At 42.9% G+C, this 22,776-nt stretch carries 23 protein-coding genes; 21 read left to right on the top strand and 2 right to left on the bottom strand.

Annotated features, from left to right (window positions below):
- Positions 1–157 precede the first annotated feature (157 nt).
- From PW252_RS09035 to PW252_RS08960, 16 genes are all read left to right on the top strand, one after another.
- Positions 158–847 carry a response regulator transcription factor gene (locus PW252_RS09035; RefSeq protein ID WP_248051330.1) on the top strand — a complete coding sequence of 230 codons (690 nt, stop codon included), beginning with the start codon at positions 158–160 and terminating at the stop codon, positions 845–847.
- 73 nt (positions 848–920) lie between these two features.
- Positions 921–2,045: an AI-2E family transporter gene (locus PW252_RS09030; protein ID WP_248051328.1), complete on the top strand. Its 1,125-nt coding sequence runs from the start codon at positions 921–923 to the stop codon at positions 2,043–2,045.
- Between the two features lie 97 nt (positions 2,046–2,142).
- Positions 2,143–2,634: a transcriptional regulator NrdR gene (gene nrdR / locus PW252_RS09025; RefSeq protein ID WP_105117716.1), complete on the top strand. Its 492-nt coding sequence runs from the start codon at positions 2,143–2,145 to the stop codon at positions 2,632–2,634.
- Positions 2,621–3,772, top strand: coding sequence for a replication initiation and membrane attachment family protein (locus PW252_RS09020; protein WP_248051326.1), 1,152 nt, complete (start codon positions 2,621–2,623; stop codon positions 3,770–3,772). The genes nrdR and PW252_RS09020 overlap by 14 nt, the downstream gene beginning before the upstream one ends.
- Positions 3,772–4,671 carry a primosomal protein DnaI gene (gene dnaI, locus PW252_RS09015; RefSeq protein ID WP_248051323.1) on the top strand — a complete coding sequence of 300 codons (900 nt, stop codon included), beginning with the start codon at positions 3,772–3,774 and terminating at the stop codon, positions 4,669–4,671. The genes PW252_RS09020 and dnaI overlap by 1 nt, the downstream gene beginning before the upstream one ends.
- Positions 4,668–5,381 (top strand): nitroreductase family protein, encoded by a 714-nt coding sequence (locus PW252_RS09010; RefSeq protein WP_248051321.1) that lies wholly within the window; start codon positions 4,668–4,670, stop codon positions 5,379–5,381. The genes dnaI and PW252_RS09010 overlap by 4 nt, the downstream gene beginning before the upstream one ends.
- A 182-nt stretch (positions 5,382–5,563) precedes the next feature.
- On the top strand, positions 5,564–6,874 hold the full coding sequence (gene der / locus PW252_RS09005) for a ribosome biogenesis GTPase Der (protein ID WP_105114050.1): 1,311 nt from the start codon (positions 5,564–5,566) through the stop codon (positions 6,872–6,874).
- Positions 6,875–6,949: 75 nt separating this feature from the next.
- Positions 6,950–7,288 (top strand): MFS transporter, encoded by a 339-nt coding sequence (locus tag PW252_RS09000; protein WP_248051319.1) that lies wholly within the window; start codon positions 6,950–6,952, stop codon positions 7,286–7,288.
- Position 7,289: 1 nt separating this feature from the next.
- Complete coding sequence (locus PW252_RS08995; RefSeq protein ID WP_248051317.1) at positions 7,290–7,613, top strand: hypothetical protein; 324 nt, start codon at positions 7,290–7,292, stop codon at positions 7,611–7,613.
- 102 nt (positions 7,614–7,715) lie between these two features.
- Positions 7,716–10,808: an SNF2-related protein gene (locus tag PW252_RS08990; RefSeq protein WP_248051316.1), complete on the top strand. Its 3,093-nt coding sequence runs from the start codon at positions 7,716–7,718 to the stop codon at positions 10,806–10,808.
- Between the two features lie 80 nt (positions 10,809–10,888).
- The gene (locus tag PW252_RS08985) at positions 10,889–11,551 is read left to right on the top strand and encodes a hypothetical protein (protein WP_248051314.1); all 663 of its coding nucleotides are present in this window, start codon (positions 10,889–10,891) and stop codon (positions 11,549–11,551) included.
- Position 11,552: 1 nt separating this feature from the next.
- A complete protein-coding gene (murC, locus tag PW252_RS08980; RefSeq protein WP_248051312.1) occupies positions 11,553–12,884 on the top strand; it encodes a UDP-N-acetylmuramate--L-alanine ligase in 1,332 nt (443 codons plus the stop codon).
- 55 nt (positions 12,885–12,939) lie between these two features.
- A complete protein-coding gene (locus PW252_RS08975) occupies positions 12,940–13,422 on the top strand; it encodes a GNAT family N-acetyltransferase (protein ID WP_248051310.1) in 483 nt (160 codons plus the stop codon).
- A gap of 74 nt (positions 13,423–13,496) precedes the next feature.
- Entirely contained in the window at positions 13,497–15,281 is a 1,785-nt protein-coding gene (gene mltG / locus PW252_RS08970; protein WP_248051308.1) for an endolytic transglycosylase MltG, read from the top strand.
- 87 nt (positions 15,282–15,368) lie between these two features.
- Complete coding sequence (gene greA, locus PW252_RS08965; RefSeq protein ID WP_105125107.1) at positions 15,369–15,851, top strand: transcription elongation factor GreA; 483 nt, start codon at positions 15,369–15,371, stop codon at positions 15,849–15,851.
- A gap of 167 nt (positions 15,852–16,018) precedes the next feature.
- Positions 16,019–17,707, top strand: coding sequence for an IS1182 family transposase (locus PW252_RS08960; RefSeq protein WP_398582959.1), 1,689 nt, complete (start codon positions 16,019–16,021; stop codon positions 17,705–17,707).
- On the opposite strand, the gene yidC is transcribed toward PW252_RS08960, so the two are convergent.
- Positions 17,700–18,617 (bottom strand): membrane protein insertase YidC, encoded by a 918-nt coding sequence (gene yidC / locus PW252_RS08955; RefSeq protein ID WP_105117690.1) that lies wholly within the window; start codon positions 18,615–18,617, stop codon positions 17,700–17,702. The two genes, PW252_RS08960 and yidC, sit on opposite strands and share 8 nt — an antisense overlap.
- 64 nt (positions 18,618–18,681) lie before the next feature.
- Positions 18,682–18,963 (bottom strand): acylphosphatase, encoded by a 282-nt coding sequence (locus tag PW252_RS08950; protein ID WP_248049340.1) that lies wholly within the window; start codon positions 18,961–18,963, stop codon positions 18,682–18,684.
- Between the two features lie 70 nt (positions 18,964–19,033).
- Here PW252_RS08950 and PW252_RS08945 point away from each other — a divergent pair, with 70 nt between their 5' ends.
- The 5 genes from PW252_RS08945 (at position 19,034) to PW252_RS08925 (ending at position 22,704) form a co-directional block, all read left to right on the top strand.
- Positions 19,034–19,774, top strand: coding sequence for a TrmH family RNA methyltransferase (locus PW252_RS08945; protein ID WP_248049341.1), 741 nt, complete (start codon positions 19,034–19,036; stop codon positions 19,772–19,774).
- 48 nt (positions 19,775–19,822) lie between these two features.
- Positions 19,823–20,305 carry an HD domain-containing protein gene (locus PW252_RS08940; RefSeq protein ID WP_248049342.1) on the top strand — a complete coding sequence of 161 codons (483 nt, stop codon included), beginning with the start codon at positions 19,823–19,825 and terminating at the stop codon, positions 20,303–20,305.
- A 19-nt stretch (positions 20,306–20,324) separates the two neighbouring features.
- The gene (locus tag PW252_RS08935) at positions 20,325–21,026 is read left to right on the top strand and encodes a Bax inhibitor-1/YccA family protein (protein WP_248049343.1); all 702 of its coding nucleotides are present in this window, start codon (positions 20,325–20,327) and stop codon (positions 21,024–21,026) included.
- Between the two features lie 88 nt (positions 21,027–21,114).
- On the top strand, positions 21,115–22,362 hold the full coding sequence (locus PW252_RS08930) for a diaminopimelate decarboxylase (protein ID WP_248049344.1): 1,248 nt from the start codon (positions 21,115–21,117) through the stop codon (positions 22,360–22,362).
- 99 nt (positions 22,363–22,461) lie between these two features.
- Positions 22,462–22,704: a YneF family protein gene (locus PW252_RS08925; RefSeq protein WP_105114558.1), complete on the top strand. Its 243-nt coding sequence runs from the start codon at positions 22,462–22,464 to the stop codon at positions 22,702–22,704.
- Positions 22,705–22,776: the final 72 nt, after the last annotated feature.

Genomic DNA, 22,776 nt, shown 5'->3' with positions numbered 1-22,776 from the left:
GATTTGGAGGGTAAAACACGAACAAATCTGCCAATCAACCACTGCGCTGAGATGTTGACACGAACTCTGAGAAGTGTCTTTGGACTTTATGCCCAGCCTCTTCTTTCTAATTTATCGCTAGCTGATTTGATTGATAGAGAGAACAATGAAAGAGATAATGGCTAAGAAAATTTTAATTGCAGGAAGAGAGCGCAATCTTTCGCACTTTGTTTCCATGGAATTACAGAAGAAGGAGTATTTGGTAGACTACGCTTCAACAGGGAAAGAAGTCCTATCTTTAGCTCATGAAACAGATTTTGACTTGATTTTGATGAGTTTTCAGCTGTCGGATATGTCCAGTAAAGACTTGTCCAGAGAGTTGCTCGCAATCAAGCCTGCTAGTGTGTTGATTGTGGCCATTGATTCAGCTGATGTTGCCAAATATGGAGAAGAAGTGCTTTCATACGCAGTTTCTTATGTTGTAAAACCCTTCGTTATTAGTGAATTGGTTGAGCAAATTGCAGCCATCTTCCGTGGGCGAGATTTTATTGATAGAAACTGTAAACATGTTCCTATGCAGGCGGCCTATCGTGACCTAAAGGTCGATTTTCAAAATCGAACAGTTACTCGTGGGGATGAGTTGATTAACCTGACCAGACGCGAATATGATTTGCTTGCAACTCTGATGAACAGCCCCGAACCTGTCAGCCGAGAACAATTGCTAGAGCGGGTTTGGAAGTACGAAACGACTTCAGAAACTAATGTAGTAGATGTATATATTCGTTATTTACGTGGAAAATTAGATGTTACTGGTAAACCATCTTACATCAAGACTGTTCGTGGCGTTGGCTATGCCATGCGAGATTAAGAAAGGGGAAACTCTTTCTTTTTTTTGCTTCCTATGATAAACTGAATGCTAATCATACAAAATTGGAGATATTATGAATTCGTCGTTTAAAGAAAAAGCTTTATTGATTTTGTTGGCTGGAGCTACCCTCTTAGCTGTATTGAATTGGGATACGATATACAAGGCAGTTCAGATTTTGTTGGGAAGCATGAATTCTCTCTTTATAGGGAGTATCATTGCCTTTATTTTAAATGTGCCTATGAAAAAGATAGAGGATCAGATAGAGAAGATTTCTTTTTTGAATAAATCCAAACGTTCCTTGGCTATTGTTGGGGTGTTGATTGGCTTTGCTTTAATTGTTACTGGGTTGGTGTTGATTGTTCTTCCTACCTTGATGTCAACGGTGTCGCAATTAGTGACGGTGAGTAGCACAGCCATTCCTAAATCGGTCAATGCCCTCACAAGCTTCCTGGAAAAAAATGGACTTTTGGCTGGTCAGTTGGGTGAGCAAATTGCAGGTATGCTGGACCAATTGAAAAATCTAACCTTTATTTCCAATTTGGTAACACCAGTCTTATCAGGTTTAGTATCAAATGTCACTGGTATTTTTTCCAATACCATGACGCTTGTGATGGCCTTCTTCTTTACCTTGGCAATACTTGGGAGCAAGGAACATCTGCAAGCTATGACAGGTAAATTCCTACAAGCGATACTGCCGACAAAAACTGTTCGAGTGATTAGTTATATTGGAGAGGTCATTGTTGATACTTACGATAAATTCCTAATGAGCCAAATCGTAGAAGCCTGTATTATCGGTACTCTCGTATTTGTGAGTTATTCTCTCTCAGGAATTCCTTATGCCAGCATGGCAGGAATTTTGGCAGGTGTTTTATCCTTTGTGCCTTACATTGGTCCCTTTACCGCCTGTCTGATTAGTGCCTTATTTGTGGCGGTTCAAAATCCCCTCTTGGCACTTTGGTCTATTGCTCTCTTCCAGATTATTCAGTTGATTGAGGGGAATGTTATCTATCCACGCGTGGTTGGACAATCGGTTGGACTTCCGACCTTGTTTACCCTTGCTGCAGCCTTAATTGGTGGAAATTTATTTGGCTTGCTTGGTATGGTCTTCTTTACACCTATCTTTGCGGTTATTTACCGTCTGGTTCGTGAATGGGTTGCCAGTCGCTTGAAGAAGCAAGAGGATGCAACAGTCGGTTAACAATGGTTAAAAATAGAAAGTGAGTTTTCTCGCTTTCTTTTATTTTTGCTGTTTTTATGCTATACTGAAGTGATAAAGAAGTTGTAGGAGTGAGAGTATGCGTTGTCCAAAATGTCAAAGTTTGAAATCAAGTGTTATTGATAGTCGTCAGGCTGAAGATGGCAACACCATCCGTCGCCGTCGTTCTTGCGATCAATGTGGTCAACGTTTTACCACCTATGAACGTGTTGAAGAAAAAACCCTTGTCGTTGTGAAGAAGGACGGGACTAGGGAGCAATTTTCCCGTGAAAAGATTTTCAATGGCATTATTCGTTCAGCACAAAAACGTCCAGTTTCAACTAGTGATATAGACGAAGTTGTCAACCGGATTGAGCAGAAGGTTCGTTCTCAGAGTGATGGCGAGGTCGAAAGTGATGTCATTGGTAACTTTGTCATGGATGAATTGGTGGAGTTGGATGAAATCACCTATGTGCGTTTTGCCTCTGTCTATCGTTCCTTTAAGGATGTGGAAGAGTTGGAAAATCTGCTCAAGCAGATGATTTCTAAGGGTAGTAAAGTAAAGTCAGGTGCTGCCAATGAAACCAAGTGATTTATTTACCTACATCAAGACCAATCCTTTTACACCAGACATTATCAGTTTAAGCCAGTGTTATCAACCTATCATTAGTTTTGATGCCCTAGCCCTTTACTATTACCTCTATAGTTTCTCGGATCAGGGGCAGGGGCGTTACAAGTGGGCGACAATCCTCAATCATATGGATTTCGGTATGAAGCGCTTGGAGCAGGCCTTGGATCTCTTATCTGCCATGGAATTGCTACAAGTTTATCGGGCAGATGAGTTGACAGGCTTGGTCTTGTTGCCACCACTGACGGTCAAACAATTTTTGGGCAAACCGCTTTATAAGAATTTATTGGCTCAAAGGATTGGCGAAGCCAGTGTAGAAAGTTTACAAGTATCTGGACCAAATAAGGAGAAAAAGGTATCCAAAACCTTCTCCCAAGTCTTTACCATTGATGGTCAAGTTCCAATAGCTTTTGAACCCAAGCATGATTTTGATTGGTCGGCCTTTAAAGCCTTGATGGCTAAGGACAAGCTTCTTTTTCAAGATGAAGCTGAGGATATTATTGCCCTTAGTCACATAGCAGAGCAGGCAGGTTGGACCTGGTTGGAAACCTATCGTCAGGCCAAAGCAACAGCCATTGGACAGACCATCTCGACTAAACGCTTGCAGCAGTCACGCCAGGCAAGACCATTAGCTTCAGGAAATTTAACTCCCCAGGAAGAGGCAATTGTTCGTGAAGCCAAGGCTATATCCAGTAAGGATTATTTGCAGTTTATCAAGGATCGCCTCAAGGCGGTTGTCACTGCGGCAGAGAAGAAGTGCTTGAAAGATTTGGCAAACTTGGGCCTACTTGACGAAGTTATCAATGTCTTGGTCCTCTACACTTTTAACAAGGTGGATTCAGCCAATTTGAATGAGAAATATGCCATGAAATTGGGGAATGATTTTTCCTACAAGGGGATTGGCAGTGCAGAAGCAGCTGTTCTTTACCTAAGAGATTTGAAGACAGGTCAAGCAGTCACCAAGCCGAGCCAGCCACAAAAAACCAATGTACCTGAGTGGAGTAAGGAAGAGGTTCAGCAAGAACAAACTCAGGAAGGCCAAGCCAAGCTGGCTGCCCTTTATCGTGAATTAGAAGAAATGGAAAACAAAGGAGGTAGCTGATGAAATCAGTTCAAGACAGGTTGTCGCAGGCAACCAATCCAAGTCCAAAATCTTATCAGCAACTCTATCAGGAGATTGTGAGCGATTCTGAAGTCGCTGCTTTTATCAAAAAGGAAGGCTTGACCCAGCAGGAAATCACCCTATCCATTTCTAAGTTTTTGGAATATATCAGTCAGCGTGACCTCTTTGTCAAACAGGATGAATCCTATATTGCCAAGGGGTATCAACCTGTTTTGGTTATGAATGAGGGCTATGCGGATGTTTCCTATCTTGAGACAGAGGAATTGGTTGAATACCGTCGTCTGGAAGCTATCAAGAACCGTATCCAACTTATTAATATGCCTGCGAGTTTGAAGAATGTAACAGTGGCGGATATTGATAAGAGTGATGAAAATCGTGTGGAAGTCATGTTGGCAATTGCAGATTTTGTCAAACGATTTGAGGAAAAGCCAAAAGGTCTCTATATATATGGTAACTTCGGTATTGGAAAAAGTTATTTGATGGCTTATTTAGCCAACCTTTTATCCAAAACCCATCTTCAATCAACCACCATGCTCCATTATCCAACCTTTGTTGTCGATATAAAAAATGCTATCAAAGATGGTTCGGTTAAGGAGCGGATTGATGAAATCAAGATGGCTCAGGTCTTGGTGCTAGATGACATCGGAGCGGAGCAACATAGTCCGTGGGTGCGCGACGATGTTCTACAGGTCATTCTTCAATACCGTATGCAGGAAAATCTGCCGACCTTCTTTACCTCCAATTTCTCCTTTGATGATTTGGAGCGGCATTTCGCCTCTGGTAAGTCTGGTGATGAGACCTGGCAGGCCAAACGGGTTATGGAGCGGATTCGCTATCTGGCTCGTGATTTGCATTTGAAAGGAAAGAACCGCCGATGAATGAAACCATTGATTTGATGTTGAGCCACACTTCCGTCCGCCGTTTTACGGAAGAGCCCATTGAGGCGGAACATTTGCAAGCTATTATATCAGCTGGGCGAGCTGCGTCTAGCTGGAAGAATTTCCAATCCTATTCCATCATTGTGGTTCAATCAGAGGGCAAAAAACAGGCTCTCTATGATTTGGTGCCCCAGCCAGCTATCTTGCAGGCCAAGGCAATTTTGCTCTTTGTGGGCGATCATAACCGCGCCAGCAAGGCGGCTCAACTCCATGGTTCAGACTTTGATGCCAAGGGAACAGAGAATCTCCTGATTTCTTCTGTTGATGCGAGCCTAGCAGGGCAAAACGCCCTTTTGGCAGCTGAAAGCTTGGGTTATGGTGGTGTCTTCATCGGTATGATTCGCCATAAGGCTATGGCAATAGCAGAGCTGTTCAACTTGCCTGACTATACCTATCCGATTTTCTGCATTGCACTTGGTCGACCAGCCCAAAACCATCCTGTCAAACCACGCTTGGCAAGTGAAGCCATAGTCTTCCAGGAAGAATATGTGGAGCAAGGTGTAGATGTGATTGAAGCCTACGACCAAGTTCAGACGGAATATGCAGGAGCCCGTCAGACAGAAACTTGGTCGGAGCGTATGGTTGCCCAGTTTGGTCAGCCAGAGCAGCCTGAAACGAGGGCTGTATTAGAAAAAAATAAACTATTGTAAGTTATAGTCTTTTTGTTTGCTTTTAGTACTAGGCAACGAGCTGCAGACAGTACTGGAGTACGGCAAAGCGAGTTCAAATAATGATGACATTATTTGAAGTTGGAAATGGGGAAACGAAGTTTCCTCATGCGTCGACGTAATAAAAGATAAACGAAAACGACTATATTAGAAGAGGAGGAGCCATGGCTCAACCAACTATCGCCATCGTTGGACGTCCCAATGTTGGAAAATCAACCCTATTTAACCGTATTGCAGGGGAGCGGATTTCCATTGTCGAAGACGTGGAAGGTGTGACCCGTGACCGTATCTATGCTACTGGTGAGTGGCTCAACCGCAAGTTTTCCTTGATTGATACAGGTGGTATCGATGATGTGGATGCACCTTTCATGGAACAAATCAAGCATCAAGCTGAGATTGCCATGGATGAAGCAGATGTTATCGTCTTTGTCGTTTCAGGCAAGGAAGGTGTGACGGATGCCGATGAGTATGTATCGCGTATCCTTTATAAGACCAACAAACCAGTTATTTTGGTTGTCAACAAGGTCGATAACCCTGAAATGCGGAATGACATCTACGATTTCTATTCGCTTGGTCTTGGGGATCCCTACCCAGTATCATCTGTGCATGGTATCGGTACAGGGGATGTCTTGGACGCTATCATTGAAAATCTGCCAGTCCAAGAAGCAGAAGAAAATCCAGATATTATCAAGTTCAGCTTGATTGGTCGTCCAAACGTTGGAAAATCCAGTTTGATTAACGCTATTTTGGGTGAAGAGCGCGTGATTGCGTCGCCTGTTGCTGGAACGACTCGAGATGCCATTGATACGCACTTTACAGACTCAGAAGGTCAGGAATTTACCATGATTGACACCGCAGGCATGCGCAAGTCTGGTAAGGTCTATGAAAATACGGAGAAATACTCTGTTATGCGTGCCATGCGTGCCATTGAACGCTCGGATGTCATATTGATGGTTATCAATGCAGAAGAAGGCATCCGCGAGTACGACAAACGCATCGCAGGTTTTGCCCATGAAGCTGGTAAGGGAATGATTATCGTGGTCAACAAGTGGGACACGCTTGAAAAAGACAACCACACCATGAAGAAATGGGAAGATGATATCCGCGACCAGTTCCAATACTTGTCTTACGCACCGATTATCTTTGTATCGGCCTTGACCAAGCAACGTTTGCACAAGTTGCCTGAGATGATTAAGGCTATCAGTGAGAGCCAGAATACCCGTATTCCGTCGGCTGTGCTCAACGATGTTATTATGGACGCCATTGCCATCAACCCGACGCCGACCGACAAGGGTAAACGTCTCAAGATTTTCTACGCGACACAAGTTGCGACCAAACCACCGACATTTGTGGTCTTTGTCAACGAAGAAGAGCTCATGCACTTCTCCTATATGCGTTTCTTGGAAAATCAAATCCGCAAGGCCTTTGTCTTTGAAGGAACACCGATTCATCTGATTGCACGAAAACGGAAATAAGAAAGAGAGGTCAAACCTCTTTTTTCTTTGCGGACGTTTACAAATATGCTAGAATAGGATTAGGAGGTAGTTCTTATGGTAGCGATTCCGATTTGGCGTTCATTTTTGATATTGCTTTCTTTTTCATCATTTTTTCTTGTATTTTATGAAGACAGTCAGTATAAGCCTTTCGGCTTTCGTTATTGGCTGGGACTGGTGGCTTGTATCTGGCTCAATTTGGTGACTTTGGCATCCTATTTTATCGCTTTTACAGGTGGTTCAACCATGGTCTATCATCGATTTGAACAGCCTACGGTTTTGCTTTTCATCTTCTTTTTGTTATGTGCAATTGGCCTAAGCTTCCTATCCCTACATGCGATGAAAACCCTTGTCCGACGAACCAAGTATTACCGACAGGTCAGAAAGGAAGTCTAGTATGGAATTTTTAGGCGAACTAGTATTTGAATTTTTGGCGGGTTTGGCAGATTTCGATGAAAGAAAGTATACTCCTTTTGGACTTCGCTACTGGCTGGGCTGGTTTGGGCTTCTAATCAACCTCTTGATGCTCGGTCTGCTTACTTTTGTACCAACAATATTTCTCCTAATGTTTCTGGATGGAAAGGGCTGGGTTAATCTCATTTTAGCAATCCTTTTCATACCAATTCTCCTATTTTGGCTCTTAAAAACACTTGGTTTTGTGAAGAAAATGTGGCAAGTGACAACATATTATAAAATGATTTCTAGGAACATCAGTGACTGACTGGTGTTTTTTTGATGCCTAGGCAAGGAATTATCTCTTGAAATATGCTATAATGAAAAGATAATATTTTAGAGATTGTGCTAGGTCAAAAGAGGTATTGCTATGGGTCGCATGATGCCGGGGCGGGTTCGCCAAGAAGGAATTGATTTGTATGAGGCTGGGAAACTGACTGTTCTTCAGAGCGAGAATGGGAAGTTGGAGCTGGATATTGCTGGAGAACGTTTTGTTTACAGCGATGAGGATAGTGATTTGCAGTGTAGTTGTCACTTGTTTCAAAGCAAGGGTTATTGTCAGCATTTGGCAGCCACGGAGTATTATTTAAAAAATGATGGGGCTGGTAAAAACCTGGAGCAGGAGCGGAAAGAAGAGGGAAATCAACACAAGGAAACGGTCCGTCGGACCTATTTTGGTGGCCTCTTTTTAGATGAGATTTTGCGTCCCAAACCAGAAATGGGCATCAAGTATCGCCTCTCTGTTGAGGGAAGCTTGTTGCCTTATGATCGGCAGATTGACTGGACCTTGAAAATAAGCCGTTTGCCAGATACCCGTGCTTATATTGTAAGGGATATTGGTGCTTTTTTGCGCTTGCTCAAGACCAATGGGCATTACCAAATTGGGAAAAATTACTATGAGCAGCTAGCCTATGAAAACTTTGATGAAGCCAGTCAGGCTCTATTGGATTTTCTTTGGACCTTGATTCCGGAGAAGGTAGGTTTAGACTCGGATATTCTCATCCATTTTGGGAGGCATTTCCGTTTGCCCCAAGCCTATTTTGAAGAAGGTCTTGACTTGTTGAACCAGCTGGATGAGTTTGTCTTTACCTATGAACAGCGCTCCTATTCGTCCTTGATGGTGCTGCCTTTGACAGAGGAAACTGGACTTTACCACTTTGATGTGACAGTCCATACGCATATGATTGAGATGGTTATTCATGAAAAAGCTGTTCGTCCTTTACTTCAAGGTCGTTATCTCTTGCTTGATGGGGTCATTTATAGTGTCAATCGGATGCAGGAGCAACTGATTGGTCAGATTTCTAATCTAGTGCCTACTGAGTCTGGTCTGAGAAAAGTCCAGGTCGATTTTCAAGACCAGGATCGTTTGGCCCTGAGTTTACTAGATTTGCAGACGATTGGAAGGGTCAAGGCACCCAAACGCTTTAAAATTCACGATTTCATCCCTCATTTCCATATGGAGAAAGAGGAAAATGGCAGTCTGTCCTTGCAGTTGGTTTTAGATTTTGATGGTCGCTCGGTCAGAAGTGAGGAAGAATTGAGTCTCCTTCCATTTGCCAGTCATTTTCAGCACCTAGAAGCTGTCTTTCAGGCAATCAGTTTGGCTGGTTTTCGGGGCAAATACCTGGCTCAAAGACCTGCTCTCGTCCAGCAGGAAGTTTATTCCTTCTTCCGTCTACAACTGCCCTTGCTAGAAAAAATGGGACCAGTTCATCTAACAGAAAATCTTCGGTCCCTCTTGGTTGAAGTCAAACCACAGCTGGAAATTGTGCGAAATGGCTCTCTTTTGGATATTTCATTCGATTTATCTGGAATTGATCAGTCTGAAATTGATCTGGCACTTGAAGCCTTGCTCAATCAAGAGGACCATTACACCAGCCCGACCGGGAAAGTCCTTGTATTTGATGAGGAAACCCGGAAAATCAGTCAGACCCTTATTCAGCTCCGAGCTAAACATGGCAAAGGTGGGCAGATGCAGGTTCATGCCTTGGCAGGTTACCAATTAGCCCAGTCGCTTTCTAGCTATGATCAAGTTCGTTTTTCTAAGGATTTTCAAGAAATGGCTGGTTATCTTGCCAAGCCTGATAGCTTTCCCTTGCCTGATGTGGATGTAAAAACTGAATTGAGAGATTACCAGCAGACTGGTATTAAATGGCTGTCGATGTTGGACCATTATGGTTTTGGTGGGATTTTGGCGGATGATATGGGACTTGGCAAGACCCTGCAAACCATCGCCTTTCTATCCAGTCGGATGACCGAGGATAGCCGGATTTTGATTTTGGCTCCCTCAAGTTTGATTTATAACTGGTTAGATGAATGTCAGCGCTTTGCTCCAGACTTGGATGTAGCTGTTGTCCACGGAAGTAAGGAGCAGCGAGTAGATTTGATTGGACAGGGGCATCAGATTTTAGTGACTTCCTACCCATCTTTTAGGCAGGATATTGATCTCTACAAACAAGAAAAGTTTGACTACCTGATTTTAGATGAGGCTCAGGTCATGAAAAATGCCCAGTCCAAAATCGCTCAGCTACTGAGAGAATTTGAGGTTGGGAATTGTTTCGCTCTTTCAGGTACACCGATCGAAAATCATTTGACGGAATTGTGGTCTATTTTCCAAATTGTACTTCCAGGTTTATTGCCCAGTAAACAGGCCTTTAGCAAGTTAAGTGCCAAAGAGATTGCTCGGACCATCCAGCCCTTTGTCCTCAGACGGCATAAGGAAGATGTTCTGCAGGAGTTGCCTGATTTGACAGAAGTCAATGTACTCAATGAATTGACTGATGAGCAGAAAACCATCTATCTGGCCCAGCTCCAACAAATGCAGTCTAAAATTGCTGGCGCTGATGATGCCCAAATCAACCGAAGCAAGATTGAAATTCTGTCTGGGATTACGCGATTGCGCCAAATTTGTGACACACCTAGTCTCTTCATGGATGATTTCAGGGGAGAGAGTGGTAAGCTCAATAGCCTGAAAGAACTGCTTCTGCAACTGAAAGAAGGGGAGCACAGGGTCTTGATTTTCTCCCAATTTAGACAGATGCTGGAGCAGATTGAAGATCAATTAAAAGAAATTGGTTTAACTTCTTATACCTTGACAGGCTCCACCCCTGCTAATCAACGCCAGGAAATGACCCAGGCCTTCAATGCGGGTAGCCGGGATGCCTTTCTCATTTCCTTGAAAGCAGGAGGGGTTGGTCTGAACTTGACCGGTGCGGATACAGTTATCCTTGTTGACCTCTGGTGGAACCCGGCTGTGGAAGCCCAGGCTATTAGTCGTGCCCACCGAATGGGACAGACTGAAAAAGTAGAATGCTACCGCCTGATTACTAGAGGGACCATTGAAGAAAAAATCCAAGCCCTTCAGGAAAATAAGAAAAATCTGGTTAAAACGGTTCTTGACGGTAGTGAAAGCCGTGCAAACTTGACGGTTGAAGATATTCGTGCTATTTTGGGGATAGAATAGTTAGTCTAGACAAGGTCTTAGCGTGGTATTAGGCAAATCTAAGCCAAGTATGGTATAATAAGGGTTCGAAAGGATGACTTATGATTAGACAAGAAAAAAGATTTCCGCTAGTAGCTGATAATGAGGTACTAGTAGGAGAAAATCCAATTATGAGTTTATATGACGAAAGTGACTTGATTAGCAATATCAAGGGGCCGTATAAAGAAAAAGAATTTGCTGGGGCATCCGCTAGTCAGCAAGCGATAAGCGGGACCGGCCGTGTAGTGATGGACGATGACCTCTTGCCCCCTCTCTTTGAGGCTAAATCAAGCTCTTATTCTCGTAGAGAACGTCATCAACACCTGGCTCAAACCAAACCTTCTTCTCATAAAACTCAGGGTCAAGTAGCCCGTGAACAGGCCCGTGAGGATTTGAAGAAGAAACGGACAGCGCCTTACCTGAGAGATGATAAGCCTGCACCAGCCAAAGTTTTTGTCAAGCCACCAGTCACGCCAAGTCCTGAGGAAAAAGTGGGAAATCTCACGCGGTTGGCGGACAGACTGCGCCAGACAGACTATATTTTGGCCGACGTTCCAGCTGTCTATTCTTTGAAGAAAGAAGATAGGGAGCAAGAGCAACCGATTAAGAAAAATTCGTATGACTTCTTGAAGAGAAGTCAGGTCTATAATTATCCTGAGCGCCAGCAACACCGAGAGCGTCAGGTTGCCCAGGAATTAAATTTAACAAATATAGAAGAGGACTAACATGACAAAAACGTATCATTTTATTGGAATTAAAGGGTCAGGCATGAGTGCCTTGGCACTGATGTTGCACCAAATGGGCTACAAGGTTCAGGGAAGTGATGTAGAGAAATACTACTTCACTCAACGTGGCTTGGAACAAGCAGGTATTGACATTTTACCTTTCGATGAGAAAAATATCACGGCGGATGTTGAACTAATCGCAGGAAATGCCTTCCGTCCAGATAACAATGTGGAGATTGCATTTGCCGATGCACAGGGCTTTAGCTACAAACGCTATCATGAATTCTTGGGTGAATTTATGAAGGGCTTTACCAGCCTTGGTGTAGCAGGTGCCCACGGTAAGACTTCGACGACAGGACTCTTGGCCCATGTGATGCGCAATATCACAGACACCTCTTTCCTGATTGGAGATGGAACAGGTCGTGGTTCAGCCAATGCCCAGTATTTTGTCTTTGAGTCAGATGAGTATGAGCGCCATTTTGCTCCTTACTATCCTGAGTACAGTATCATTACCAATATTGATTTTGACCATCCTGATTATTTCACCAGCCTAGAGGATGTCTTTAACGCCTTTAACGATTATGCCAAACAAGTCAAAAAAGGTCTGTTTGTCTATGGTGAAGATGAGCATTTGCGTCGTATTACGGCCAATGCCCCAATCTACTACTACGGAACAGGTCCAGACAATGACTTTGTTGCCTATGATTTGAAGCCGTCGACGACTGGTTCACAGTTCAAGGTCCGTCACAAAGAACAAGAATTGGGAGAGTTCCAAATTCCAACCTTTGGTAAACACAATGTCATGAATGCTACGGCAGTGATTGCAAATCTTTACATTGCTGGCTTTGATTTGAGCTTGGTTGCTGAACACTTGAAGACTTTTGCAGGTGTCAAACGCCGCTTTACAGAAAAGGTTGTCAATGATACAGTTATTATTGACGATTTTGCCCACCATCCAACAGAAATCATTGCAACGATTGATGCTGCTCGTCAGAAGTATCCAAGCAAGGAGTTGGTGGCTATTTTCCAACCACATACCTTTACACGTACCATCGCCCTTTTGGATGAGTTTGCGGAAGCCTTGAATGGAGCAGATGCCGTTTACTTGGCGCAAATTTATGGTTCTGCGCGTGAAACCGATAATGGTCAGGTTAAGGTGGAAGACTTGGCTGCTAAAATCAACAAAAAAGGTGGTCTAGTCACAGTTGAAAATACTTCACCGCTCTTGAATCACGACAATGCAGTCTATGTATTTATGGGTGCCGGAGATATTCAGTCTTATGAGTATTCCTTTGAGAGATTGCTATCTAGTTTGACTAATAACGTTCAATAAACGCAGAAAGACGGAGGCCCCTGGCCCCTGTTTTTCCGCTATATGGGGGGATCTTATGGAAATTCGCAATATCAGGCAGGAAGATTTGGAGGCTGTAGCTGCTCTTGAGAGGGCAAATTTTTCTGAAGATGAACAGATTTCAAAAACTGTTTTGGAAAGGTATGTGCAGCTTTTCTCACAAACTTGCTTAGTGATGGAAAATGAAGGTGAACTGGCAGGTTTTATACTAGCTTGTCCGTCGCTAGCCAATAGGGTTACAGATGATATCTTTTATCTGGAAGAACCAGTAGTTCCTGTAGGCTACCATCTAACCATTGCTAGTTTGTCGGTAGCTCCCAGTTATCAAGGACAGGGAGTAGGCACCCTCTTGCTTGCGGGTCTAAAAGAAGTAGCTGTTCAAGGAAACTATCAAGGAATTGCCTTGACATGTAAGGAGAGTTTGATTAGGTATTACCAACTCAATCAATTTGAGGATGCAGGCCCTTCCCAATCTCAGTTTGGAGGAAAAGAGTGGTATGACATGTATTGGAAAGCTTGATATAAAGGGAATTTCTTGCATTTCCTAGTTCTTTGAGATATAATGTATAGTAACTGTGTGAAAGGAGCAATAGCGTGACAAAGGATACGAACGAAAATAACACGCAGTCTTCAAGTTTTCGCGATCAGATTTTGCGGGAACTCGAAGAGCTAAAGACCAAGCGATTGGCAGCCCAAACAGAAGAAGTTGAGCTTGATAAGCACGAAGAAGTCGTTGAGGAACTTCAGACTTTTGTACAAGATAGTCAGACCGTGGATGATAAGCATGAAACGGTGAAGATTGGTGGGGTTCTCTTTCCAAATTCCTATCTTGTAGAAGAAACTGAACAGCAAGAGGACACAAAGGTTGAGGAAGTAACTTCAAACCTGGTTGAAGAAGTTGAAGAAACTGTGACAACCGTTTCACAAGATACTGTAGAACGTAATCTTGAAGAACTGAGAAACTTAGTTGCCGCTAATACGGTGGATTTCAAAGAAGAAACAACTAGGACCGTCCAGGGGGAACAATTCTCAACGGAAGAAGCAACTTCTTTGGAAGATACTTTCCTAGATTTTCCGACAGAAGATGTATCAGCAGTAACTGGGGATACAGAAATTCTGACATTAGATGAATCAGTTCTTGCGTCTGCGGCTCTGCCAACTACAGCTGAGGCTGGGGAAGAAGAGAGTGTCCAACCTGTCCAATCTAGAAAGACTTCACTCCAGAAAACAAGCAAGCAACGCCGTCAGGAACAAGATAAGGCTGCGAAACGAATTGTTTCAGTCATCATGTCTATTGTTGTCTTGGCTGTATTGATTACAGGGATTACCGGCTTTATTTGGATTAAATCTAGCTTGGCCCCAGTTGATACAAAGGCGACCGAAGCTGTTCAGGTCGAAATCCCTGAGGGTTCAACAACCCTTGATATTGGTAAGATTTTGGTTGAGAATAAGTTGATTAAAAACGCAACTGTCTTCAACTATTATTCTAAGATTAAGAGTTATAACAACTTCCAAAGCGGTTTTTATAATTTGAAGCAGACCATGTCAGTAGATGATATTGCTAAGGCGCTTCAAGAGAGTGGCACTCCAACTGCTCAAAAGGAACCGGCAGGTAAGATTCTCATTGTAGAAGGTTATACACTGACTCAGATTTCTCAGGCAATCACTAACAATACTCAGACAGAAGATAAGAATGACAAGACTCCGTTTACATCGGAAGCCTTTATGGCTACAGTGACCAATACAGATTTCATCAATCGTATGGTTGCTGCTTATCCACAATTATTTGCTAGCCTACCAGCGACAGATAGTGGCGTTATGTACCAATTGGAAGGCTATCTCTTCCCAGCTGTCTATGAATATACAGAAGAAACCACCATGGAAGAGTTGGTTGAACAAATGATTGCAGCCATGGATGCTCGCTTGCAGCCATACTATGAAACGATTGCTAGCAAAAACTTGACGGTTAACGAAGTGCTGACCTTGGCTTCACTTGTTGAAAAAGAAGGTTCTACGGATGAGGACCGTCGTAATATTGCAAGTGTATTCTTCAACCGTATCAATAGTGGGATGCCTTTACAGTCTAATATCGCAATTCTTTATGCCCAAGGCAAGCTAGGTCAAGAAACAACCTTGGCAGAGGATGCTGGAATTGATACAAATATTGATTCACCTTACAACATCTATTGGAAGGCTGGCTTAATGCCTGGGCCAGTGGATAGCCCAAGTGTTTCAGCGATTGAAGCCGTCATCAACGCCAATACAACGGATTATCTCTACTTTGTAGCAGATGTTACAACAGGTACGGTTTACTATGCTAAAACTATTGAGGAACACGATCAAAACGTTGCCAAGTATGTCAATGCTCACTTAGAGTAAATTAGTAAATTAGTAATTTATAACAAAATTATGTGGTTTTCCACATAATTTTGTTTTCATGAAAATATAGAAAGAAAAGGAAATATCATGGCAGAAAAAACCTATCCAATGACCTTGGAAGAGAAGGAAAAATTAGAAAGAGAATTGGAAGAGTTAAAACTAGTCCGTCGTCCAGAAATTGTAGAGCGTATTAAGATTGCACGCTCTTACGGGGACCTTTCAGAAAACTCTGAGTATGAGGCGGCAAAGGATGAACAAGCCTTTGTAGAAGGTCAAATCTCAACAATTGAAACAAAAATTCGTTATGCTGAGATTGTTAACAGCGATGCAGTAGCTGCAGATGAAGTAGCAATTGGTAAGACTGTTACAGTTCAAGAAGTGGGCGAAACGGAAGAGGAAATTTACCATATCGTTGGTGCAGCAGGCGCAGATGCTTTTGCGAGTAAGATTTCTAATGAAAGTCCAATCGGTCACGCCTTGATTGGTAAGAAAACAGGAGATGTTGCAACCATTGAAACCCCTGCTGGAAGCTACGAAGTAAAAATCTTGAAAGTAGAAAAAACAAAATAAGGTGTGGAGATGCTGGGCTTAGCCTAGCATTTTTTTGCATAAGAAGAGGCTGGGCAAAAACTAGCTTCTCACAGTAAAAAAACGAGCAATTCCAATTAGGAGTTGCTCGTTTTCCATTTCATGCTTTATAATTATAATAACGACAAAACAACTAGAAAGGCATGAAAATGTATAAACAGTATAACACAAATCAGTTAAGTTTGGAATTAAATATTGCTTGGGATTTACCTGCAACGCATGAGGCTCGTCTGATTAGTCAGTTTGTGGATACTATTCCTTTATCCGTTCTGTTAGAAGAAACTTCCCACACAGGTCGTCCTGCCTTTCATCCAGCTATGTTGCTTAAAATGACCCTGTTTGCCTACGCTCGCCAGGTATTCTCTGGTCGGAAAATCGTTCAAATGAATGAAGAAGTCATTCCTATGAAATGGCTGAGTCAGGATACCTATGTCTGTTATCGGACCATAAACAGTTTTCGGGCTAGCACACACGCCAATCAGCTCATCAAAACTACCTTCATTTACTTCACCCTCCTCCTCAGAGAGAATGGCTTGATTGAAGATGAGGCTCTCTTCATTGATGGAACAAAGGTAGAAGCTGATGCCAACAAGTATTCCTTCACGTGGAAAAAGGCCGTTGAACGCTACGAAGATGCCTTGAATGGAAACATTTCTGCCCTTTATGACAAACTAGTCCAAGAAGGGGTGAATACTGCCTTGTCCAAGGAAGAATGCCTCACTAGCGAGGGACTAAACCAACTCCTACAAGAAACCGAACAAGTATTGGATGAGGTGGAAGAAGCTATCTCACAAGAGCCTAAAGTCATCAAAGGTGGCTCAGCCAACAGACAGAAACGAAGAAGAATTAAGAAACTCAAGAGAAAGTTGAAAGAAGATTGTCTTGTTCGGAAACAGAAGTACGAACGAGATAAACAGATTTTACAAGAACGAAACTCCTACTCAAAAACAGATCCCGACGCTACATTCATGAGAATGAAAGAGGATCATATGAAGAATGGTCAGCTCAAACCGGGCTACAACCTCCAACTTGGCACAAACAGCCAGTTTGCCTTAGCTTACGGACTGTTTCCGAATCCAACTGACACTCGTACACTCAAGCCTTTTCTTCAATCCATCCAAACCCTAGAACTCTTTAAACACATTGTCGCAGATGCAGGTTATGGTAGTGAAGAAAATTATAGCTTTATCCTTGATGACCTGGAGAAAACACCTCTGATTCCCTACGGAACATATCAGAAAGAGCAGAAGAAAAGCTACAAGAAGAGTGATGCCAATCCTGAAAACTGGACTTACTTGGAAGATTCTGACCAATGGATAAAGCCAGATGGGGTTGTCTACTCGTTTAAGAATTATTCACGAAGAATGGACAAGTATGGATTTGAGAAAGATATTAAGATTTACGAAGCTGATCCTGTACAAGCTAGTAAAGAGTTAGACCAGTTAGCACGGACGGAAAAAGGAAACCTCAAACAAATTCAGTATAATCCTACGTGGAACTATTTCAAGAACTTAGTCAAAGAGGAATTGACAAGTAAAGAGGGAGCCCGCATTTATGCCAAACGCAAGGTGGATGTCGAACCTGTATTTGGTAGGATGAAGGGTGTTTTTGGCGTGCGCAGAGTCCATGTCAGAGGTCAAAAGGTGGTTGAAACAGAGATAGGATTCCTCCTAATGAGCATGAATCTAACGAAATTGGCTAAGAAATTAGTCCAAGAGAGTAGAAACAGAAAGAAAAACACAGACAGTTCGGCTGGATTTCATCTGAAGCAGCTCAATCTGTCTGTGTATTTTTTTAGTTATTGGCTAGTTTTTGCCCAGCCTCTATATTTTATCTAGACCGTTGTTTACCAGCGTTGCGATTTGATTTTTTAGAAGTCTTTTCTTCGATGATAGCAGATGCTTTGGGAGTGACATCTTTTACGGTAGATTTGTAGGGTTTTGGTGGATTATTTTTAAATTCTTCCTCTACCTTGGCGCGAACTTTTGGTTTGAGGATGAAGTTGGTTAAGGCTTGTTGAATGAGCCCGACAATACCGCCGACCACCCAGTAGAGAGTGACACCAGCTGGTGAAGTCCAAGAGAAAATGACAATCATGATAGGGTTCATATAGGTCACGGTTTGCATTTGCTTTTTCTGTTCTTCATCCATGCCGACCTGCATCAATAGTGATTGGGCATAGTAGAGAATACCTGCTACAGCAGTCAGAATCATACTTGGCTGACCAAGAGGAATGCCTAAGAATGAGGCTTCAGAGATACCTGGTGTGTGACGGGCTGCATAGAAGAGAGCCGTGAAGAAAGGCATTTGGATAAGGAGTGGAAGACAGCCCATACCGCCAAATACACTTACTCCATACTGCTTTTGAGCCGCAAAGAATTCTTGTTGCGCAGCCAATTGTTCCTCTTGAGAGCTTGCATTTTTCATGCGCTCTTGGATAGGACCCAAGATTGGCTTGAGGTAGTTCATCTTTTCCGATTGGTAGGTTGCTTTCCAAGACTGATAGATACCGAGTGGCATAATCACGAAGCGAACGATGAGGGTTACCACGATAATGGCAAGACCAAAACCAAGTCCTTGGTTTTCAGCAAAGAAGGTAATCAGGTTTCCCATTGGTTCTACCAGATAGTTATAAACCCAGCCTTCACCGGTTGGAACACCTTTTTTATCAGTTTTGACACATCCAGCCAAAAATACAAGACTGGCAAGAGCCATGCTGGCTAAGAGTAGACGTTTATTCTTTTTCAAATTGCTACATTCCTTTTTACATGATACATTCTATTTTACTGTTTTTATGGTCAATTTTCAAGTTTTATCTATGACTGACCTGAAAATCATGGTAGTCGTCAAAGTTAGCAAGTGTCACATCAAGATAGCTAATCTTTGCCATGCGAGAGGGGCCTTTTCGGATTTCATGGATAAAATGGCTGAGCTTCTCAGCGTTTTCGGACTGAGCCAAGATGGTCACTGTTCCATCATCATTGTTCCAGACCCTGCCGTAAATATCACCAATTTCCACTGCTAAAAATTGGACAGCCCAACGAAAACCAACTCCTTGCACCCGACCAGATGCAATCATTTTAACCTTTCTCATAAGTTTCTCCTTTTGACAAGAACTTTACTTTATTATATCATTGTTGGGTAAGAAAGAAAATGAGGAAACTATGGAAATTATCCGTTCGAAATCCAATAATCTGGTCAAACAAATTAAGAAATTACAACAGAAAAAATACCGTAGGTCTTCCTACTTAATTGAGGGATGGCATTTATTAGAAGAAGCAGTCAAGGCTGGAGCGACTATTCAACATATTTTGGTGGTGGAAGAGTATGTGGACAGGGTTGCTCATATGGAGCAAGTGACAGTAGTCAGCCCAGAAATCATGCAAGATTTGACTGATTCTAAGTCACCGCAAGGGGTTCTTGCCCAACTTGCTCTACCTAGTCAGGATTTGCCTGAGCGACTGGATGGTAGGTTTCTAGTCTTGGAAGATGTTCAGGACCCAGGGAATGTTGGCACCATCATACGTACGGCTGATGCGGCTGGTTTTGATGGCGTATTTTTGACAGATAAGTCAGCCGATATTTACAATATGAAGGTCCTTCGTTCTATGCAGGGAAGTCATTTTCATCTGCCCATCTATCGCCTGCCCATCGGTGATATTCTCTCCACTCTAAAAAATAATCAGGTGGAGATTTTGGCAACGACCCTATCTAGTCAGTCTGTAGATTATAGGCAGGTAGCACCAGGGGCTAGCTTTGCACTTGTGATGGGAAATGAAGGTCAGGGGATTTCGGATTTTGTGGCTGAGGAAGCCGATCAGCTGGTTCACATCACCATGCCTGGCCAGGCGGAGAGTTTGAATGTTGCCATTGCAGCAGGAATTTTAGTCTTTAGCTTTATTTAAGCCAAGAAGCATAAACTGTGTTATAATAACAAAACGAGGTTTACATCTATGGGTGCTTATAAAAAAGATAAAGAATATATGGCTTATGTCGGTCACTTGATTGACACTAAAAAGGTGCAGAAGTTGGCGGACATTCCCCACCACTATCATTCGACTCGCTTGGAACATTCGATCAATGTTTCCTACACCAGCTATAAAATTGCTAAAAAATTTGGATGGGATGCCAAGTCGACTGCCAGAGGTGGCCTCCTACATGATCTCTTCTTCTATGACTGGCGTGAAACAAAATTTAACAAAAGTCATGCCTGGGTCCATCCGCGGATTGCCAAGCGCAATGCAGAAAAATTAACCAAGCTTAATAAGGTAGAAGAAGATATTATTGTCAAGCATATGTTTGGTGCAACCTTGGCTCCGCCCCGTTACAAGGAATCATGGATTGTGACCTGTGTAGATAAATATTGGGCAGTTCGTGAGTTTACCCTGCCCCTGCAATACAAATGGAAAAATCGAAAGGTCCTGCGCTTTGAGTAGGATATAAAAGGAGAACTATATGAACAACGATTCATTTATCATCAATCAGGTGGATAACACCGCTCTTAACCGTTTCTTTGGGAAGATTTATGCTGTAGTTGCTATGGGAATTGGCTTGTCAGCCCTTGTCTCCTTCCTAGCAGTTACTGTTTTCCAGCAGTTTCTTTATGCCTTGCTTAGTGCTGGTTCTATTGTTATGATGTTGGTCATGTTGGGACAAATTGCCTTGGTGGTTGCTGCTTCTACCATGGCTGCTAAAAATAGTCCAATGGCCCTACCAATGTTCTTGGCCTACTCGGTAACAAACGGCTTGACCATCAGTATGGTCTTGATGTTCTATACGACTGAAACAGTTGCCTTGGCCTTCCTATCTGCTGCTCTGATGTTTGCCATTATGGCAGTGATTGGTATGACGACTAAGAAAAACCTTTCAGGTATGGCCCAAGCCTTGCGTGCTGCCCTCTGGGGAATTATGATTGCCAGTGTCATCAACATCTTCCTTCGTAGTTCAGGTATCAGCTTTGCCATGTCTATCGTGTCAGTCCTTGTTTTCTCAGGTTTGATTGCTTATGACAACCAACGTATCCGAAATGTCTTTGAGCAAACAGGTGGCAATGTCCAGAATGGTTGGGTAGTGTCTATGGCTCTTCAACTCTACCTTGACTTTGTTAACCTCTTCCTCAACTTGCTTCGCATTTTTGGAATGATGAATAGAGATTAGTCATTGCCCACTCTTAGGAGTGGGTTTTTCATTTTCTGAAAAGGATGTTCTGTGGTATAATAGGAAAAATATTTGATGAGGTAGAGAGATGACCAAGACACCATTTGTTAGTAAAGAAGTTCTAGAAACCATTACGGAGCAATTTCCCACTCCCTTTCATTTGTATGATGAAAAAGGCATTCGTGATAAGGCTCGTGCTTTAAATGCAGCTTTTGCGTGGAATAAGGGTTTTAAGGAATATTTTGCAGTCAAAGCGACACCGACACCAGCCATTTTGAAAATCTTGCAAGAAGAAGGCTGTGGAGTGGACTGTGCGACAGATGTAGAGGTGCTCATGAGTGAAAAAATGGGCTTCAAGGACATCATGTTCACATCAAATGATACGCAAGCCCAAGAATTTGTCTATGCTCGTAAAGTTGGTGCAACAATCAATTTGGATGCCTACGAACACATTGAGTTTTTGAAAAATGTAGCCGGAATTCCAGAAACCGTCTGCCTCCGTTACAATCCAGGTGGAGTATTCTCACTGGGAACGGATATTATGGACCATCCTGAAGAGTCTAAGTTTGGCATGACCAAGGACCAGCTGATGAAGGGCTACAAGGAGTTAAAAGAACTTGGTGTCAAGGAATTTGGTATCCATGCCTTTCTGGCTTCAAATACTGTTACCAATGATTACTACCCTGTCCTAGCTCGTCAACTCTTTGAATTGGCCTTGGAAATTCGTGAGGAAACAGGTGTGACCTTGGACTTCATCAACCTATCAGGTGGTATTGGTGTCAACTATCGCCTAGACCAAGAGCCAAACGACATCGCTGTCATTGGTGAGGGAGTTCGTAAGGCCTATGAGGAAATTCTCACGCCAGCTGGTATGGGACAGGTCAAAATTTTTACGGAATTGGGTCGCTTTATGTTGGCGCCGCATGGTCACTTGATTACCAAGGTGCTTCATCGTAAGGAAACCTATCGGACCTATGTAGGTGTAGATGCCTCAGCTGCCAACCTCATGCGCCCAGCTTTCTACGGCGCTTATCACCATATCACTAACATCACTCGACCAGACGCTCCGATTGAAGTCGTGGATGTAGCAGGCTCTTTATGTGAAAACAACGACAAGTTTGCGGTTAATCGGGAATTGCCACGGGCAGAAGTAGGAGATACCTTGGTCATCCATGATAGTGGGGCTCACGGCTTCTCCATGGGTTACAATTACAACGGTCGTTTGCGTTCTTCTGAAATTCTTTTGCAGGAAGATGGCACAGCTCGTATGATTCGCCGTGCTGAAACTCCTGAGGATTATTTCGCAACCATTTACGGTTTTGAATTTGACAGGTAAGTCTTGGAAAAGCTTGGGGAATTTGGTATAATAGTGTCAGTATGAGATTGCGCGATGCAATACCAGATGAATTATTTTTTAGAAAATCAGGAGATTGATATGCAATTAGGTATCGGTTTAGTAATTGTTTTGGTGCTTGTGGCACTTGCAGGTGGTGTAGCCTTGGGGATTTACTTGTCACGCAAACAAGTGGAAAACTACATTGCTGACAAGCCAGTTTTGGATGAAAATGCCTTGCGCTTGATGATGAGCCAAATGGGTCAAAAGCCAAGCGAAGCAAAAGTACAACAAGTACTTCGCCAAATCAAGAGCCAGCAAAAAGCAGCAAGCAAGAAAAAATAAGCGACATGGGACTGGGATATTCTTTCCCATTCCCTTTTTTTGAGTAAGAAAGAAAGGTTAGTCAGACTTCTG

The sequence above is a fragment of the Streptococcus sp. 29887 genome (genome assembly GCF_032595075.1).
GTDB lineage: Bacteria > Bacillota > Bacilli > Lactobacillales > Streptococcaceae > Streptococcus > Streptococcus iners.
Note: the sequence above shows the minus strand (reverse complement) of the source record. Positions and strands in the feature narration are given on the sequence as shown.

What these genes read in the sequence shown, in the direction of transcription:
- PW252_RS08925 (WP_105114558.1), top strand. Translation starts at nt 22,462, where the DNA reads ATGCAATTAGGTATCGGTTTAGTAATTGTTTTGGTGCTTGTGGCACTT.
- greA (WP_105125107.1), top strand. Translation starts at nt 15,369, where the DNA reads ATGGCAGAAAAAACCTATCCAATGACCTTGGAAGAGAAGGAAAAATTA.
- nrdR (WP_105117716.1), top strand. Translation starts at nt 2,143, where the DNA reads ATGCGTTGTCCAAAATGTCAAAGTTTGAAATCAAGTGTTATTGATAGT.
- PW252_RS09030 (WP_248051328.1), top strand. Translation starts at nt 921, where the DNA reads ATGAATTCGTCGTTTAAAGAAAAAGCTTTATTGATTTTGTTGGCTGGA.
- PW252_RS08990 (WP_248051316.1), top strand. Translation starts at nt 7,716, where the DNA reads ATGGGTCGCATGATGCCGGGGCGGGTTCGCCAAGAAGGAATTGATTTG.
- PW252_RS08995 (WP_248051317.1), top strand. Translation starts at nt 7,290, where the DNA reads ATGGAATTTTTAGGCGAACTAGTATTTGAATTTTTGGCGGGTTTGGCA.
- PW252_RS09000 (WP_248051319.1), top strand. Translation starts at nt 6,950, where the DNA reads ATGGTAGCGATTCCGATTTGGCGTTCATTTTTGATATTGCTTTCTTTT.
- der (WP_105114050.1), top strand. Translation starts at nt 5,564, where the DNA reads ATGGCTCAACCAACTATCGCCATCGTTGGACGTCCCAATGTTGGAAAA.
- PW252_RS09035 (WP_248051330.1), top strand. Translation starts at nt 158, where the DNA reads ATGGCTAAGAAAATTTTAATTGCAGGAAGAGAGCGCAATCTTTCGCAC.
- PW252_RS08975 (WP_248051310.1), top strand. Translation starts at nt 12,940, where the DNA reads ATGGAAATTCGCAATATCAGGCAGGAAGATTTGGAGGCTGTAGCTGCT.
- PW252_RS08985 (WP_248051314.1), top strand. Translation starts at nt 10,889, where the DNA reads ATGATTAGACAAGAAAAAAGATTTCCGCTAGTAGCTGATAATGAGGTA.
- PW252_RS09010 (WP_248051321.1), top strand. Translation starts at nt 4,668, where the DNA reads ATGAATGAAACCATTGATTTGATGTTGAGCCACACTTCCGTCCGCCGT.
- murC (WP_248051312.1), top strand. Translation starts at nt 11,553, where the DNA reads ATGACAAAAACGTATCATTTTATTGGAATTAAAGGGTCAGGCATGAGT.
- PW252_RS08940 (WP_248049342.1), top strand. Translation starts at nt 19,823, where the DNA reads ATGGGTGCTTATAAAAAAGATAAAGAATATATGGCTTATGTCGGTCAC.
- PW252_RS08930 (WP_248049344.1), top strand. Translation starts at nt 21,115, where the DNA reads ATGACCAAGACACCATTTGTTAGTAAAGAAGTTCTAGAAACCATTACG.
- PW252_RS08935 (WP_248049343.1), top strand. Translation starts at nt 20,325, where the DNA reads ATGAACAACGATTCATTTATCATCAATCAGGTGGATAACACCGCTCTT.
- PW252_RS08945 (WP_248049341.1), top strand. Translation starts at nt 19,034, where the DNA reads ATGGAAATTATCCGTTCGAAATCCAATAATCTGGTCAAACAAATTAAG.
- dnaI (WP_248051323.1), top strand. Translation starts at nt 3,772, where the DNA reads ATGAAATCAGTTCAAGACAGGTTGTCGCAGGCAACCAATCCAAGTCCA.
- PW252_RS09020 (WP_248051326.1), top strand. Translation starts at nt 2,621, where the DNA reads ATGAAACCAAGTGATTTATTTACCTACATCAAGACCAATCCTTTTACA.
- PW252_RS08960 (WP_398582959.1), top strand. Translation starts at nt 16,019, where the DNA reads ATGTATAAACAGTATAACACAAATCAGTTAAGTTTGGAATTAAATATT.
- PW252_RS08950 (WP_248049340.1), bottom strand. Translation starts at nt 18,963, where the DNA reads ATGAGAAAGGTTAAAATGATTGCATCTGGTCGGGTGCAAGGAGTTGGT.